Here is a 16,505-nt window from a genome sequence, read left to right on the forward strand (position 1 = left end):
ATCTCTAATCCCTCACCTCGTTAAGCTGCGAATCATTGACCATTTTACCGAATTCTAACCGACTCATTTGAAAGTCAACGTTAACTTCTGCATTCGGCCATATTTTTTTATTCCAATCAGCCTTTTCGTAATCGGGTATCGATGCAAATTCATTTCTAATATAAAGTGACCAATAAAATGGATCACTACCATATTCTTTTTGTGCTTTTTCTATTAATTTATTTGCTTTTTTTTCTAAGCTTTTTTCGATAGATGCTTTTAATTTTTCTCGTAATTTTTCATCCTGTGAATAAGGGACAAGGCTTGGGATTGCTAAAACTTCAAATGAAAACGGCACGGTAACATCAATTGTAGTTTTAACGTCTTTTCGATAGTCAATTTTTACTTTGGTTGGGCTCTTCTTTGAGAAGTCACCAGCAATTTTATAATCTTCTTTTACCGGGTCTTGATAAGTGGATAATAAATCATCTATTTCAAGTGTATTATCCATTATTAATGCAAGCCTTGTATTTTGACCATCTAATACATCAATCATCTTCCCTTCCTTAAACACCGCCGATCCCATAAACTCAGCTGGATTTCCGCCTTTTTTTGGAATTTCCCCGGCTTTGTATTCATCCTCAGTACCATTGTTCTTGGTTTTCTCAACTGTAGCTGTTGTATACATCGCTAAAAATAAATCTGCATCTCCTTCTGTCAATTGAAAGAAGCGATGAATATCAGATTCTGGCACAATCCCTGTTTCGGTAGACCGTTCTAGCATAAGTTGGTAATATTTGTGTGGCCTTGTTTCTAATTGTGGTTTATTGTCTTTAATAAAATCTCTTGCATTCTCTTTTGATACAATAATTTGAACTTGTCGTCTAATTTGTGTTGTTCTAGATGCAGTCTGCATTAAACCAAGAAAATTATCGGACCGAGCTACTTCCTCAGAAACGACTAGAACCTTTGTATGATCAAGTGTCATTTTTTTAGATACGGATGCGTTTGCGGTAGTTGTTGCAGTGAGAAAATCATTACCTTCAACTGTAATAATTTCTGAAGCTGGTTCATTTGAGCTACCTCCCCCAATTGCAGTCCCAGTCTCGGGATTTGCAATCTGGTAAGTAAATTTAAACGTATTGTCACCCTCCCCTTTATCCACCCCAAGCGCAACAACATAGGCTTGATATTCTAATTCCGTTTTATCATAACAACCAGTAAGGAAAAGATAGAAGGGCACCATTAAAATAAATAGTTTAATGAGATTCATTATTTTAAATCCCTCCTCAATCGCTTAATTATCCAGAGTAGGTAGGGTAGTAACACATATAATGGTGTCGAATACATAAGTAATTTTTCACGATAGACGAGCTCATTAATAACCGTGTTTTCGACTAATAGACCAGAGCTAACAGTAAGTAGCCCTAATGGTAATAGGAGCGATTCATGTTCCTTTATATTAAAAACAGCCCCAAAAACCATGGCAACCAAATATAAATAAATAATAAATCGTAGAAAAGCCGCTGATAGCCAAAAAACCATGAAGAACGTTTCGACATTCGTGAAAAAATTTCCAAGATTTACGTACTGGGTTACTTCATGATAGGGATAAGCAACTTTTTCAATTGAGTTGTAATCAAAAACTAATGCATATAGTAAAAAGAAAAAAACAAGCTCAAGACTAACGACGCTTGATCCTATGTAACTCCCCCTTCGAAAAAACTTTGTATCTCGAAACGATGTATAAGCAATCGTTAATAAGATAAATTCAGAGAAAATGGATGCTTTATTTATTCCTTCAGTCAATACAACATCAAGTCCATTTCCGAATATTGGGAAAATCCGCAACCAAACGATCTCTTTAAGGATTAAAAAGGCTAGTAAGAACATCGATATTTTAATAAAAGGTAAGACAATCCATGACGTGGAACCAATCGACTCTAATCCCCTTTTTGCCGTTAAAATACAAACAATGATAAAGATAAAATAAAGACTGGTTGTCGGTGACTCTGGAAAATAGAGCAATTTAACTTCTTCAACATAGTTTCGGCTGTCAAGAACTAACAAGCCAAACGACGTAAGGAAAATAGTAAAACCGACTACTTTACCAATGAATTTTCCTAGCAATATCTCTAGCAGCTCGACTAAATTTTTATCTTTAAATAGTTTTAACAAGTGCAAAAGGATAAAAAAAGATGGAAGTGCGATAATTAGAGAAACAACGACAGACAACCAAAAGCCATTTTGAACCTTTTGAGAATAGAGTGTTGCCGTCGTATCGGAAAGCTTAACACCAATAAATAGTGCGACAATCGCGAACATTTCTCTCGTTTTTAATGTTTTATCTGGTTTCATGTAAAATCACCTGTTCATTCAGTCTGTTTCTTCTTAATATCTTTCGGTTTAATGTTTCCCGGACGCCATATTTCATTTTTAAGTGCTTTTCTAAATAAATTATTGCCTGGTGATTTATACGTTGGTGTAACTGGAGAGAAAAATGGTACACCAAATGACTTCAATGAACTTAAATAACTGATCCATACAATAAACGCTCCCGTCAGACTAAACATACCAAACCATGCCGAAGCAGTAATAAAGATGTATTTGGACAGCCTGACGGAGTAGTTCATGCTAACATCTGACACAGCAAATGATGTAAGACCAGATAAGGCAACGATGATGACGACAATCGGACTAATGATATTGGCATCAACAGCCGCCTGGCCCAAGATGAGTGCGCCAACAATACCAATGGTAGGTCCGAGTGGATTGGGAATTCGAATTCCTGCTTCTCGAATTAATTCAAAGGCTATTTCCATTAACAACACTTCGAATACTAGTGGAAACGGGACACGTTCTCTTGCAGCTGTAATAGCAAGTAGCAAGTCTGGTGGAATCATTTCACTATGATAATTGGTGACACCAATATAGATTGCCGAAATAAAAACGGTAATGAAAAAAGCAATAAATCGAATTAATCGAGTGAAATTACCATACAAAAACCGTAAATAACGGTCCTCAGGTGATTGGAAAAAAGCCCAAAAGTTTATCGGTACAATTAAACATGCTGATGAATTATCCATTAAAATAACAATATAGCCATCTTCAATATAGGTAGCTGCTTTATCTGGGCGTTCCGTATACAAAATGCTTGGCACAATCGAATATGGCCTCTCTTCTAAGAACTGCTCTAACATTTCAACATTTCGGACATTATCACTTTTGATGTCATTAATTCGCTTTTTTACATCTTTTAACACATCATTATTGACTAAATCTTCTACATATAAAAGGTTTACTTCTAACTTTGACCGCTCTCCAACCTTTAAAGATTCATTAATTAATTGTTTGTCATGAAACCTTTTTCTTAGTAACGAAACATTAACGCCTAAAGCTTCGGTAAATGCCTCTTTAGGACCTTTTATTACACTTTCATTTTGTGACTTTTCGATGCCTCGATGTTGAAATTGAGCTACATCTATTGCAAAAGCCTTATCTAAGGTATCTTCAAAGATAATTACATACCCACTGTTAATGTGTTCAATGACGTCTTCATACGTGCTAAGTTCCTCAATAGCCTCTAAGGTGACGACATTTTTTAGTGTCTCACCGACATTTTCTAATAGTGGTTGGATGATGCCAGTATATAATTTGTCACCATTTACAATCGTTGAATAGTAAAAGATGTTTATTTTATTGTTAGAATACTGAGCAACAAACTCCCTACTTGCAAAGTCACTATTTTTATCAGACGAAAACATCTTGTTCAATTGTTTAACATTTTTATCTAAATTTTTTGCGATAGAAGGGTATTTTTCATTATCTTCTTTACTAGAGTTTTTCAAATTATTTTTTAAAAAGCGAAGCACCAACTGCACCTCTCTCGTAAAATGTATGTATGATAACTCATAGTCTTTGTAATTAGAGGGGAAATTATGAGAAAGTATTTTTATCAATAATCAGTGGGAAAATAAAAAACGTTTGGATTAGGAAAAATCCAAACGTTTTGAACAAAAATATTCTGACAGCACGATTAAGCTTCAATCATTGCTTCTAATTCAATATTAATTTTAATTTCATCGCCGATTAACACGCCACCAGTTTCAAGGGCAGCATTGTAAGTAATTCCGTAATTGCTTCGATTAATTTTTCCTTCTGCGTTGAAACCAAACACTTCGTTCCCCCATGGGTCTTTTCCAGAACCTTCGAAATTAACAGTAAATGTTTCCGTGCGTGATTTTCCGGCAATAGTTAACTCACCAGTAATTTCATAAGTTTCATCTGATACTTTAGATACATTCGTTGATTTAAAAGTTATGTTAGGATGATTTTCGATATCAAAGAAATCAGCAGAACGTAAGTGATCATCCCGTTGTTGATTACGAGTATCGATGCTCTTAATGTCAATGGTAAATTGAACTTCAGCTGTCGTTAAGTCAGCAGGGTCTGCAGTTAACTCGACATCAAACTCATGAAACGTACCTTTTACTTTAGATACCATCATATGTTTCACTGAAAAATCAATGCTAGAGTGAGCCGAATCTACCTTAAATGTTTGTTTTGTCATGTTAATACCCCCATAAAATTTGTTATCATTTATTATTTAGTTACTTTATGTAAGTGAGTATATAATAGTAACTTATATTCGTCAAGAACAATATCTCAAATTAAAGATAATTTTAAATTCAGCTACATTCGTTTCCTAGATGGACATCTAGTACGCAATCATCTAAAAACATATTTCTGCTTAAGCTTGCCTAAGGCTGGGCAAGGCACGACTTGCGCTGTTGTTAAAACATATCTCTTTAATTTTTTTATCAAATAGTCTAAAATTGAATTATGAAAAATTTATAAATTTTAAAATACTATCCAAGAATCCTTCATAAGCATGAACCATGAAGTTTTTTATTCAATTAGAATGCAACCGTTTACAAAAAATAGTCTGAGGTGATTAGATGGATATGCAATCAATTCCAGCGAGAAAAGGAAACTATAATTTAACAAACTACGAAGCAGCTCGAAAAGATTTTAGTTGGGAAGAAGTTAAGAAGAATTTCAGTTGGTCAACGACTGGAAAAGTGAATGCAGCTTATGAGGCAATTGATCGCCATGCAGAGAACCCTGCTAAAAAAGATAAAGTTGCACTTATTTATTCTGCCCCTGACCGGGAAGAGAAATTAACGTTTGAAGATTTAAAGAAAGCAAGTAATAAATTTGCAAATATATTAAAGGACCATGGTGTTGAAAAAGGTGATCGGATCTTTATGTTTATGCCAAGAAGTCCTGAATTTTATGCGAGCTTCTTTGGCGTGTTAAAGGTCGGCGCTATTGCTGGTCCTCTATTTGAAGCATTTATGGAGCAAGCAGTTCGTGATCGTTTAGAAGATAGTGAAGCTAGTATGTTAATAACTACACCGGAACTGTTAGGAAGAGTACCTCAAGATGAGTTGCCGAATTTAAAGAAGATTGTCTTGGTTGGAGACCACAATGAGGATGCAGCTCATTACATTGATTTTTACACGGAAATGGCGAAAGCATCAGAACAATTTGACATTGAATGGGTTGACCTTGAAGATGGAATGCTACTGCATTATACATCTGGTTCGACGGGGAAACCAAAAGGTGTCTATCATGTGCACAATGCGATGGTTCAGCATTATGCAACAGGGGATTGGGTGATTGACCTTAAGGAAGATGATATTTATTGGTGTACCGCAGACCCGGGCTGGGTAACTGGCACGAGCTACGGCATTTTTGCACCATGGTTACACGGGGTGACGAACGTCATACGTGGTGGTCGCTTTACTCCTGAATCTTGGTATGAAACAATTGATAAAAATAATGTAACGGTTTGGTACTCTGCACCGACAGCGTTTCGTAAACTAGTTAGTGCTGGTGAGGATGTCGCCAATCAATACGATTTATCATCACTTCGTCATATTATGAGTGTTGGTGAGCCGCTTAACCCTGAAGTTATTACTTGGGGTGTGAAAGCTTTTGATCTTCGCATCCATGATACGTGGTGGATGACAGAGACAGGCGGCATGTTAATTGTGAACTATCCGTGTATGGATATTCGTCCTGGGTCAATGGGGAAACCTATTCCAGGTGTGGAAGCAGCTATTGTTGATAATGAGGGTAATGAACTTCCGCCAAATCAAATGGGTAACCTTGCGATTAAGAAAGGTTGGCCATCGATGATGCGAGCAATTTGGAAGAATCCTGGTAAATTTGAAAGCTATTTCATAAAAGATTGGTATGTGTCTGGTGATAGTGCCTATATGGATGAAGATGGGTATTTCTGGTTCCAAGGGCGCTTAGATGACGTAATTAATACGTCAGGTGAGCGTGTTGGTCCGTTTGAGGTCGAAAGTAAATTAATCGAGCATCCTGCAGTAGCAGAAGCAGGGGTAATTGGTAAGCCAGACCCAGAACGTGGTGAGATAATCAAAGCCTTTATTACGCTTAATCCAGGCTACAGTGAGTCCGATGAATTACTAGAAGATATTCGTGTCTTCGTTAAAACTGGACTTAGTGCCCATGCTGCACCACGTGAAATCGAAGTAAAAGACACGATTCCAAAAACGCGTAGTGGTAAGATTATGCGTAGACTCCTTAAATCCTGGGAATTAGGCCTGCCTACAGGTGATACGTCTACCTTAGAAGAATAATAAAAACAAAAGTGCATGCGCATAATGGAAGCTCCTGATTTTAGGTTATTCACCTACAAAATAAAAAAGATACCAAGAGCTAAGCCTCTTGGTATCTAAGTATAAAAAATCCAAGCACAATCTAGCAGGGCGCTTACGCTTTCTTATAACTACTGCAAATAATCTTTATGGTCAGTTTTATGGTTATATTTTATTTCATCAAAGAGTTGGTCCTGGTTTTGCTGGGCTTGTTGGTCATTGGTTTGGGAGACTGGGACATATGACGGATTTAACATACTTGGATTAATCATTTGTTTAAATTCACCTATTGTTAAGGGACGAGCATCTTCTTTAAGCTCATAACCAAGTTTTCCGTTCGGCTCAATCGTTGCTGTTTTTAAATCAGAAATTTTTTGGATACCTTGTTGTCTAATAAACATTTCTAATTGATCAACGGTTAGACGATGTTTTTTTAATTGATCTATTTGAATTTGCCCATTTTCGATTAATATTTTTGATTTACCGGTAATTAATTTTTCCATAAAATTAGACTTTACTTGAAGCCATTCCACTAAAATAAGTGAAATTATAAAGATGGAGGTGGCAATCAGCGTTCGTGCAACACTTGTCTCGACAATTGGTTGGATAATGATTGAACCAATCGAGATCATGATGACTGTTTGGGCTAGTGTCATTTGTGAAATAGACTTTCTACCAGCAATTCGTAAGAGAAAAATACCCGCAAATACTAACAAAAAGGAATTTAAAATAAATTTCAAATCTATCTCCATGTGATTACCCCGTTTCTTAATTATTTGCTTTATAAATGGTTGGCATTGTTTTATTCGTTTTTAATTGTAATTGTTGTTTCAATTGTTCAGAAATGGTTGCTAAACCAGTTTCATTTGGAACAAAGTAGATCAAGCCATTAACTCGTTCATTTGTTCCTTCAATGTTGAGTGTTTCCACTTGGTTTGAGCTAGCGGATGCATACGTTCTTTCGAGTCCATAAATTTCTTTCGGTTTAAAGTTCGTTTCAATATTTTCTCCAAGAATATCCGATATTTTATCCACCTTTAAAATTGTTCCAGCAGAAATGGTCTCGTCCATAACCGCACGAATAAATTGGCGTTGTCTTTCTTCTCTAGGGTATGTTACGTTAACGTCTCGTTTTCTCATTCGTACAAAAGCGAGGGCCTCTTCCCCATTTAAATGCATTGGTCCTTGTTCAAAATAAATGCGCTCATTGTTTTGGTAAATGTTTTTCTCCCAAAACCCTTCTTTAACATCAATGGTCACGCCACCTAGTGCATCAACAATATCCTTAAATCCTTCAAAGTCGACAGCAATATACTTATCAATGGGGATATCTAATAAATTTTCCACTGTTTCCACTGTCAGTTTGCTTCCTCCATAACCAGATATCGAACCAAACGTGTAAGCAGCATTAATTTTGTGCGTACCTGCATATTCTTCTACTTGATTAATCTCAACCATAGTGTCACGTGGAATCGTCGTCATCGTCATACTGTCGGTTTCAGGATTAAGTGTAACAACAATTAGCGTATCTGCTCGCCCATTTTGTCCACCAGTCGAATAGTTTTCAACTCCGACTAAAAGAATTGACAGAGGATCATCACCAATCGTGACTTCTTGTTTTCGTAAGGACGATTTGTTTCCCGCACGCTCTAGGTCTGTAAAGGATTTGTTTGCAGCAGTGTACATTTCATAAAAAAAGTATCCACCGACGCCCAGGGAAGAAAGGAATAAGATTAGTAGGAAATAAAGTAACTTCCTTTTCCAATTTGGGTGATTATGTTTATTAGCTCTTTTTTCTTCCATTGTTTCACTCCCAACGCACCTGTATTACACCTCTAGTCATCATAATTAGCATAATTAAACAAAACATACCTGTTAAATTGGGGAAATCATGCAACAATTTGCTTACTTCCTTGGAGTTGTCGGTATAACTCAAAATTAGCAAAAATTGTTTACATTAATAAATGCATTCTTTTATAATGTAGGAAGAATAATTGAAAGTGGTGTGGAAATGGATGCAGGTTTATTATCAGTTTTAGTTGTAGGATTTATATTGGGTATTAAAGGAGGCATGGAACCTGACCATGTTGTTGCTGTCTCCACCATTGCAAGTCAAAGTAAAAAGTTGTCGAAAGCTTCATTAGCTGGTGTTTTCTGGGGGATTGGCCATACGACTACATTATTTATTGTCGGTTTTGTATTGATAATGATGAAGGGGCAAATAACAGATACATGGGCGTTATCTCTAGAGTTTGTAGTTGGAATTATGATGGTCTATCTCGGTTTAACAAATATTACATCAATTAGGAAAGAAAAGGTCCATGCCCATACCCATTACCATGATGGTAAAGTGCATTCACATTTTTATTCAGATAAAAACAAGGAATCGCATGATTATAAACATGTTTCCTACCGAAAGTCATTAATTATAGGTCTTATTCATGGCCTTGCAGGAAGTGCTGCGATGGTTCTTTTAACGATTGCTTCGGTAGATACTTTATGGCAGGGGGCCATATATCTTATTATTTATGGCGTGGGAACTATGTTTGGAATGTTTTTAGTTACATCATTTATTAGTATTCCTTTCGTTCTTTCAGTCAAAAAGGTTAAGATTAATCATTTCATTATCAGACTCGCAGGTGTGGCAAGTTTAGCTTATGGGCTAGTAATCATGTACAATATTGGGATTACAGAAGAGTTAATAAAGAACTGGATAAAATAGCTCTAAAGGTATATGTGCCGAACCAAAATATGCTACTGCGATGATAATAACAACAACTTTACCGAAAACACCTATAAAAAACCGAGAACAATTATTTTTGTCCTCGGTCAGTTAATAGCTATCCTCTTTTACGGATTTCAAAATTATCTTCAAGTAAAACCCAATTTTGTGGGAAAGCAAGCCCTAGCTTCCAATAACTTATACCGCGTAAGTTTAATTCCCTAATTAAATCAAATTTTGCTTGAATTGACCTAGCATCTTCAAACCAAACTTCATGTCGTTTTCCATTTGCATCGGTATAAAAGAAAAAAGGTGCCTCAGCGTCATTGTCATATTCAATCGCAACATTTTGTTCTCTTGCAAGCGTAATCGCGCGTTGTGGACTTAATGCTTTTGCATAATCTCCACCAGGTTCATATGGGAGTGTCCAGTCATATCCGTATAAATTTTGACCAAGCATAATTTTATTAGCTGGCATTTCCGTTAAGGCATATTCGACAACATCACGGACCGGTTTTATTGGAGATACGGCCATTGCTGGACCACCACTATAGCCCCATTCATACGTCATTAACACAACAAAGTCAGCAATTTCCCCGTGGGCTTTATAGTCATGTGCTTCATACCATTCCCCCTCCTGGGTGGCACTAGTTTTCGGTGCGAGTGCTGTCGACATGAGTAAGCCTGCATTCGATAGACGTTGTTTTGCTTTACGTAAAAATTGATTATAATCATCTCTGTTAGCAGGCGGTAGGTATTCAAAATCAAAGTGGACATCACGGTAGCCTACTTCCTTTGCCGTAGCAATAATATTATCAAGTAACGTATTTTGAACAGTATTATTTGTAACAATAAGCTTCCCTAACTCCGCACTAAAGGCCCCTTCTTCTAAATTTGTTACAACTAGCATCAATGTTGCATTGTTATTAGCAGCAATAGTAGCAAAATTATCTAATGGTGGGGCAACCAACTCTCCTGTTCTTGTGACCCGGTAATTAAACGGTGCTAAGTAAGTGAGGTATGGTGTATTTTTTTGTGCTGAATTCTTAAGTGTCTCTGAAACGGTTCCACCCAATGGTTCGACATAAGCATTTACTTCAATCGTCGGTTCTGGTGTTTCCGGAATATAGAGGCGAGTACCGACAGAAAGTGGTTGGCTAACAGCAATATTATTAATTCTAGCTAATTCATTAACAGTTAAGCCAAAGCGTTGGGCTATGCGGTATAAACTATCCCCTGACTGAACAACGTAAAACTGTCCAACAATAGGGATGACTAATGATTGCCCTACAACTAGTTCTGACGGTGCATCTAATTCATTGGCAGCTTCAATCGCGGTAGCTGTTGTTCCGTATCTGTTTGCAATAGAAGAAAGGGATTGTCCCCGTTCAACGATGTGGATTTGCAAAGCGCATTCCTCCTCTTCAAATTTTTACTCGTTGTTAGCCTATGATTAGAGATAAAAAGGGTGTCTAACAATTGCTATTTTTTAAAAATAAATTTGGTATGATGGATAGGAAAGCTCTTCAAGGAATCAACGTTGTCGAAATTAAAGGAGGTGAAACCTACTACTTGAATAGAAAATGATGCATCATTGGAAAGAGATTTTAGTATGCAACTAGATATTCAGTAGTAGCAATGTGTCTGAGATTACCAATCAAGATCAATACTACATGCATTTAGCTATAGATGAAGCAAAAAAGGCAGCACAGCTTGGAGAAGTACCGATTGGGGCGGTGATTGTTCATCAAGATCAAGTAATCGCTTCTGCTTTTAATTTAAGGGAATCCCTACAGACTACTGCTTCACATGCCGAATTAATTGCGATTGATAAAGCAAATGAAACGATAGGAAGTTGGCGATTGGAAGAATGTACCCTTTATGTCACATTAGAGCCATGTCCAATGTGTGCGGGGGCAATTCTTCAATCTCGAATACCACGTGTTGTGTTTGGGGCTTATGACCCCAAAGCTGGATGTGTTGGTTCCTTACTGAATTTGCTTCAAGATGATCGCTTTAATCATAGAGCGATTGTACAGGGGGGAGTACTAGAAAAAGAGTGTGGCAAACTGTTATCGGATTTCTTTCAAGCGTTAAGGGCACAAAGAACGCAACAGAAATAATGTGGTAAACATTTACAGCTGATTATCATTGCAATTTTATATAAAACTCGCTATACTTGTAATTGCGCTACAAACAGCGCATCTAATAATTGATAGCAAATTTGCCGTGCTAAGCGGGGAGGTAGCGGTGCCCTGTACTCGCAATCCGCTGTAGCGAGGCTGAATTCCCATCCGAGGTGGAGTGGCTGCATGGTCTGCCTTAAGGGATTGGTGTTGACACTCGGGTCCTGCGCAATGGGAACCCGTGAACCCTGTCAGATCCGGAAGGAAGCAGCAGTAAGCGGTTATTCTCGTGTGCCGCGGGGAAGCCTGGGTCGAGCCATGAACTTAAGTAACGCATGGGGTTGTTTCATCGAAGATGGGTGCACGGTATATAACTATATAAATTAAAAACCTCTTGTCAAACGGCAAGAGGTTTTTTAATGTTTGGCTCAAAATACTTCCATCATACTAGTTCACACCATCGTTTCATTTCATGTATAATAAAGAGGAATTCAAAGAGGGGATCGTGAAAAATGAGCTACCAAGCCCTATACCGCGTATGGCGCCCGAAAAGCTTTGCAGACGTAGTCGGACAAACCCATATAACTCGTACCCTACAAAATGCGATTATGCAGGAGAAGTTCACACACGCATACCTTTTTTCTGGTCCTCGTGGAACCGGAAAAACAAGTGCAGCCAAGATTTTTGCAAAAGCGGTTAACTGTGAAAAGTTTCCTGTGATCGAACCTTGTAATGAGTGTTCTGCTTGTTTAGGAATTCAAGATGGGTCGATTTCTGATGTCATTGAAATTGATGCAGCCTCAAACAATGGGGTTGAACAAATAAGAGATATTAGAGATAAAGTAAAATATGCACCTAGTTCAGTACCCTACAAAGTCTATATTATAGATGAAGTGCATATGTTGTCGATTGGGGCGTTTAATGCGCTGTTAAAAACATTGGAAGAACCACCAAAACATGTGGTTTTTATTTTGGCAACTACTGAACCTCATAAAATTCCGCTGACCATTATCTCAAGATGTCAACGGTTTGATTTTAAACGAATTTCGCAGCAAGCAATGGTTGAAAGAATGCAAACAATTGTTGACGCAGAGGAGATAAAAGTGTCGATGGAGGCACTAGAAATTGTTGCTTTGTCTGCTGAAGGTGGAATGCGTGATGCATTAAGCCTACTGGACCAAGCAATATCATACAGTGAAGACCAAGTCGAACTAAATGACGTATTAGCGGTAACCGGAGCTGTTTCCCAAGGTAAATTGTCTGAAATTGTTGATGCCATGTCTGAACGTAATGTTCAATACGCTTTATCTACAATAGATGAAATCATTCAAGCAGGGAAAGACCCAGGCCGTTTTGTATTTGACCTAATCTATTATTTACGCGACTTGTTGTTATATCAAAGCGCCCCAGAACTTGGCCACATATTAGAAAGAGCGATCGTAAATGATATGTTTAAAGCATTGGCTGAAAAATTAGATGCTGAATGGATTCAGGCAGCAATCACTGAATTAAATCAATGTCAGCAAGAAATAAAATGGACAACAAGCCCAAAGGTATTTATTGAAATATCTGTGTTACGAATCACAGACCAAAAGCGAACATCCCAGCTCGATGATAGTAGAGTAAATGAACTAATCTATAAACTAGAGCAGTTGGAAAAAGAATTGGCCACAGTTAAAAGCCAAGCACACAATCCACAACCGGATAATGCTAACGTAAATAATGTACCAAAACGTACACCGAGCCGGTCGACTAAGAGTATGTATAAGGTACCATATGAAAAAATACGCCATGTCTTAAGTGAAGCTTCTAAGGTAGAATTAAAGAATGTCCAATCTCAATGGCCAAATTTCATGGAAGCTTTAAAACGCAAAAGTGCACCTGCACACGCTACAGTTCACGACAGCAAACCAAGAGCGGCTTCAAATGATTCCTTAATATTGGCATTTAAGTATGAAATACACTGTTCGCTTGCTTTAGACCATCAACAAACGATAGAATTACTATTAGCTGAATTACTTGGTAAACAGCTATCCATCATTCCAATTCCAGAAGTGAACTGGCAAGAGGTTCGAGAAGACTTTCTTAGAAGCCAACGAAATGAAGAAGGTGGAGAAACAGGTGACACAACACAGGCTGACCCGCTAGTAGAGGAAGCACGAAAGCTGGTTGGTGATGATTTACTAGAAATAAAAGATTAAAATGGAGATAAATAAAAGGAGGGATTTCCATGCGTGGTGGTATGGGAGGAAACATGAATAAGATGATGAAACAAATGCAGAAGATGCAAAAGGATATGATGAAGGCTCAAGAAGAGCTTCAAGAAATGTCCTTTGAAGCAACTGCAGGAGGCGGCATGGTTAAAGTCGTTGCCAATGGTAAAAAGGAAATTGTTGATATAGAAATAAAAGAAGAAGTAGTAGACCCGGATGATGTGGAAATGCTACAAGATTTAATAATTGCTGCTACGAATGATGTTTTGAAACAAGTGGAAGAAAGATCAAATGACACAATGGGACAATTCACCAAAGGGTTAAACTTACCTGGAGGAATGTTCTAGGAGGTAATCTTTGTGTATTATCCTGAACCAATTTCTAAGCTGATTGACAGCTTTACTAAATTGCCAGGAATCGGGCCGAAAACAGCCGTACGCCTGGCTTTTTTTGTTTTAAATATGAAAGAAGATGATGTATTAGATTTTGCAAAATCATTGGTGAGTGCAAAAAGAGAACTAACCCATTGTTCTGTTTGTGGTCACATTACCGACGTTGATCCTTGTTCGATTTGTCAGGATGAATCTAGGGACAGTTCGATTATTTGTGTTGTTCAGGATCCAAAAGATGTGATTGCGATGGAAAAGATGAAAGAATTTTCTGGGAGATATCATGTATTGCATGGTGCGATATCACCAATGGATGGGATTGGACCAGAGGATATAAATGTACCTGGTTTGTTATCTCGGTTGAAAGATGAAGCCGTTGAAGAGCTAATTCTTGCGACGAATCCGAATATTGAAGGAGAAGCAACGGCAATGTACATTTCTCGTTTAGTGAAGCCATCAGGGATTAAAACGACTCGAATTGCTCACGGTCTGCCAATGGGTGGAGACCTTGAATATGCGGATGAAGTAACGCTTTCGAAAGCAATGGAAGGCAGAAGAGAATTATAAAAATAAGGTGATAAACATGCTGCCTGGAAAAAAACCCCAAAAGAAAAAACATGTAGATCAACAGTTGCTTGATGAAATATTTCAATTAAAAGATGAATGGATGAGTCTAAAGTCTATTATTGATAGAAGTTTCGAACCAAGTGAAACGGGTTTGCATGACTTAGCGGTTGCTGAGGCTAAATATTTTTATCTTTTACGAGAAGCTAGAAAACGCAAAGTTAGTGCCCTAAGATAAATAAAATAAGGTTCTTTTTCTCTTAACTCTTTCATATTTTGTAGAAAGGACAAGCAGAAGGAGGAGGAAAAGTGGACTCAACTATTGTTATCACGGGTATGGTTGTGTTAATTGCTTTACTGTTGATCTTAGGAGCACCGCTTAAACCGATGAGATTTGTTGCTCAAGGTACGATAAAATTAGTTATCGGTGTACTGTTTTTATTCTTTTTTAATACGTTTGGAGCTTCCATAGGATTACATCTACCTATAAATGTTTATACTACGTTAATTGCTGGCTTTTTAGGAATCCCTGGACTGGCATCACTTACTGCATTACAAATATTCGTACTTGGATAGAGTTGTCAGGAGACAGCTCTTTTTATTTTAAGATAAGAAAGTATAAAAAGATCCAAGAGCTTCTTATAGTAAGAATGGATAGCTTACCCGTAGTCATACAATGAAAACAGATTGCAGTAGGTATGGTACGGCCTACTACCGAATTTTGTTTACACGAAAAATTAAACGTGGATAACATTCAGTCACGCCCAGCTGCAGCGCTTTTGATAAAAAGCTATTTTTGTATAGTTTGTTGCTTTTAATTATAATAGATCGATACTACGCAACAAAAAAATCCTTATGTGCCCAATTAGTGTTCATTTATTTTAGATTTGGTCACATAGGAAAATTTATATTACCAAGCTGAACATGGCTGAAGATTAGTTGGTAACATAAATGCTTTATGGAACCAAAACAATTTGTGAAATTGAAAAGCGGTAACATAAACAGTTTTATGTAACCCGAAAGGCAGTTGGCAACAAGAAATGGTAATATAAATCAATTTATCTTACCATTACCAACTGAAAAAGGCATCGTTCGGTTACGTAAAGATTCTTATGTTACCCTAATAGGTTCTTTCCCCGATAAAAGAATTTACGAGCCCCAAATAGACTACTGCATTCTAAAATCGGCACGAAACACGTGAACCAAGGGCACACACTCTTTCGACCCACGTTTTTAGAATGCACACGCTGCCCGGAGCGCAAATCAACCCTAACAAGTTAGTGCGCATTATATAAAAAATGCGTGGGTGACAAAACTTTTTCAGAATACAACCATGGCTAGGCTTCGGAATAACCACCATCAATATGAACAGATTACAGTATGGCGGGGTCAATTAACGTTAAATTGATTAAATCGCTATTAGTTTCAAAAAAACAGTTGACGTAAGGCATACCATTATGTTAAATTATTAAAGTCGCTTCAAAATAGTTAACGACAAACAAAAATTGTTGAAAATAATTGTTGACTTCTACGAAATGGCATGGTATGATAGTTTATGTCGCTAAGAGATGAAGTGACAGCGAGAGAATCCATTGATCTTTGAAAACTGAACAAAACAACCAGTATGTTTAAAGAAAAAGTGTAGGCGACTGTTTAATAGCGTACGGATAGATAAGACAGCATGTAGCACTTTGAACTTCAAGTGCGAAATGATGGATTAACTATACGCTAGCTATTGGGAGCCGAAGCTAGATTAGAAATACAATTGCTAGTCAAGTTTATGAGTAAATCAACTCATTCATTTATTGGAGAGTTTGATC

15 protein-coding genes and 1 other RNA gene are annotated in these 16,505 nt (G+C 37.3%); 9 read left to right on the forward strand and 7 right to left on the reverse strand.

From position 1 onward, the window contains the following. Positions 1-4 precede the first annotated feature (4 nt). The 4 genes from NC799_RS12680 to NC799_RS12695 form a co-directional block, all read right to left on the reverse strand. The gene (locus NC799_RS12680) at positions 5-1,252 is read right to left on the reverse strand and encodes a Ger(x)C family spore germination protein (protein WP_272446817.1); all 1,248 of its coding nucleotides are present in this window, start codon (positions 1,250-1,252) and stop codon (positions 5-7) included. Then, positions 1,252-2,337 (reverse strand): GerAB/ArcD/ProY family transporter, encoded by a 1,086-nt coding sequence (locus NC799_RS12685; RefSeq protein ID WP_272446818.1) that lies wholly within the window; start codon positions 2,335-2,337, stop codon positions 1,252-1,254. Before NC799_RS12685 ends, NC799_RS12680 begins: the two co-directional genes overlap by 1 nt. 14 nt (positions 2,338-2,351) lie before the next feature. Further along, complete coding sequence (locus NC799_RS12690; protein WP_272446819.1) at positions 2,352-3,851, reverse strand: spore germination protein; 1,500 nt, start codon at positions 3,849-3,851, stop codon at positions 2,352-2,354. Positions 3,852-4,015: 164 nt separating this feature from the next. After that, complete coding sequence (locus NC799_RS12695) at positions 4,016-4,549, reverse strand: YceI family protein (protein ID WP_272446820.1); 534 nt, start codon at positions 4,547-4,549, stop codon at positions 4,016-4,018. A 388-nt stretch (positions 4,550-4,937) separates the two neighbouring features. Here NC799_RS12695 and acsA point away from each other — a divergent pair, with 388 nt between their 5' ends. Next, positions 4,938-6,653 (forward strand): acetate--CoA ligase, encoded by a 1,716-nt coding sequence (acsA, locus tag NC799_RS12700; protein ID WP_272446821.1) that lies wholly within the window; start codon positions 4,938-4,940, stop codon positions 6,651-6,653. 149 nt (positions 6,654-6,802) lie between these two features. Here acsA and NC799_RS12705 read toward each other — a convergent pair whose 3' ends face one another. Then, positions 6,803-7,423: a DUF421 domain-containing protein gene (locus tag NC799_RS12705; protein WP_272446822.1), complete on the reverse strand. Its 621-nt coding sequence runs from the start codon at positions 7,421-7,423 to the stop codon at positions 6,803-6,805. A 16-nt stretch (positions 7,424-7,439) separates the two neighbouring features. Then, entirely contained in the window at positions 7,440-8,474 is a 1,035-nt protein-coding gene (locus NC799_RS12710) for an LCP family protein (protein WP_272446823.1), read from the reverse strand. A 208-nt stretch (positions 8,475-8,682) separates the two neighbouring features. On the opposite strand from NC799_RS12710, the gene NC799_RS12715 reads away from it, so the two are divergent. Beyond that, positions 8,683-9,393, forward strand: a complete 711-nt coding sequence (locus NC799_RS12715; RefSeq protein WP_272446824.1) for an urease accessory protein UreH domain-containing protein — start codon at positions 8,683-8,685, stop codon at positions 9,391-9,393. Positions 9,394-9,511: 118 nt separating this feature from the next. On the opposite strand, the gene NC799_RS12720 is transcribed toward NC799_RS12715, so the two are convergent. Continuing rightward, a complete protein-coding gene (locus tag NC799_RS12720; protein ID WP_272446825.1) occupies positions 9,512-10,801 on the reverse strand; it encodes a glycoside hydrolase family 18 protein in 1,290 nt (429 codons plus the stop codon). 241 nt (positions 10,802-11,042) lie between these two features. Here NC799_RS12720 and tadA point away from each other — a divergent pair, with 241 nt between their 5' ends. The 7 genes from tadA to NC799_RS12755 all read left to right on the forward strand — a co-directional run bounded on the left by tadA (position 11,043) and on the right by NC799_RS12755 (position 15,261). After that, a complete protein-coding gene (tadA, locus tag NC799_RS12725) occupies positions 11,043-11,516 on the forward strand; it encodes a tRNA adenosine(34) deaminase TadA (protein WP_272446833.1) in 474 nt (157 codons plus the stop codon). Positions 11,517-11,620: 104 nt separating this feature from the next. Continuing rightward, positions 11,621-11,886, forward strand: an RNA gene (gene ffs, locus NC799_RS12730) — signal recognition particle sRNA large type. Between the two features lie 145 nt (positions 11,887-12,031). Continuing rightward, positions 12,032-13,720, forward strand: a complete 1,689-nt coding sequence (gene dnaX / locus NC799_RS12735; RefSeq protein ID WP_272446826.1) for a DNA polymerase III subunit gamma/tau — start codon at positions 12,032-12,034, stop codon at positions 13,718-13,720. A 29-nt stretch (positions 13,721-13,749) separates the two neighbouring features. Beyond that, positions 13,750-14,079 (forward strand): YbaB/EbfC family nucleoid-associated protein, encoded by a 330-nt coding sequence (locus tag NC799_RS12740; RefSeq protein WP_272446827.1) that lies wholly within the window; start codon positions 13,750-13,752, stop codon positions 14,077-14,079. 12 nt (positions 14,080-14,091) lie between these two features. Beyond that, positions 14,092-14,688: a recombination mediator RecR gene (gene recR, locus NC799_RS12745; protein WP_272446828.1), complete on the forward strand. Its 597-nt coding sequence runs from the start codon at positions 14,092-14,094 to the stop codon at positions 14,686-14,688. 16 nt (positions 14,689-14,704) lie between these two features. Beyond that, positions 14,705-14,923, forward strand: a complete 219-nt coding sequence (locus NC799_RS12750) for a YaaL family protein (RefSeq protein WP_272446829.1) — start codon at positions 14,705-14,707, stop codon at positions 14,921-14,923. A 71-nt stretch (positions 14,924-14,994) separates the two neighbouring features. Next, complete coding sequence (locus NC799_RS12755; protein ID WP_272446830.1) at positions 14,995-15,261, forward strand: pro-sigmaK processing inhibitor BofA family protein; 267 nt, start codon at positions 14,995-14,997, stop codon at positions 15,259-15,261. Positions 15,262-16,505: the final 1,244 nt, after the last annotated feature.

The sequence above is a fragment of the Aquibacillus salsiterrae genome (assembly GCF_028416595.1).
GTDB classification, from domain to species: Bacteria; Bacillota; Bacilli; order Bacillales; family Amphibacillaceae; genus Aquibacillus_A; species Aquibacillus_A salsiterrae.

Coding starts and splice junctions, on each gene's coding strand:
- NC799_RS12680 (WP_272446817.1), bottom strand. CDS start 1,252: ATGAATCTCATTAAACTATTTATTTTAATGGTGCCCTTCTATCTTTTC.
- NC799_RS12685 (WP_272446818.1), bottom strand. CDS start 2,337: ATGAAACCAGATAAAACATTAAAAACGAGAGAAATGTTCGCGATTGTC.
- NC799_RS12695 (WP_272446820.1), bottom strand. CDS start 4,549: ATGACAAAACAAACATTTAAGGTAGATTCGGCTCACTCTAGCATTGAT.
- acsA (WP_272446821.1), top strand. CDS start 4,938: ATGGATATGCAATCAATTCCAGCGAGAAAAGGAAACTATAATTTAACA.
- NC799_RS12705 (WP_272446822.1), bottom strand. CDS start 7,423: ATGGAGATAGATTTGAAATTTATTTTAAATTCCTTTTTGTTAGTATTT.
- NC799_RS12710 (WP_272446823.1), bottom strand. CDS start 8,474: ATGGAAGAAAAAAGAGCTAATAAACATAATCACCCAAATTGGAAAAGG.
- NC799_RS12715 (WP_272446824.1), top strand. CDS start 8,683: ATGGATGCAGGTTTATTATCAGTTTTAGTTGTAGGATTTATATTGGGT.
- dnaX (WP_272446826.1), top strand. CDS start 12,032: ATGAGCTACCAAGCCCTATACCGCGTATGGCGCCCGAAAAGCTTTGCA.
- NC799_RS12740 (WP_272446827.1), top strand. CDS start 13,750: ATGCGTGGTGGTATGGGAGGAAACATGAATAAGATGATGAAACAAATG.
- NC799_RS12750 (WP_272446829.1), top strand. CDS start 14,705: ATGCTGCCTGGAAAAAAACCCCAAAAGAAAAAACATGTAGATCAACAG.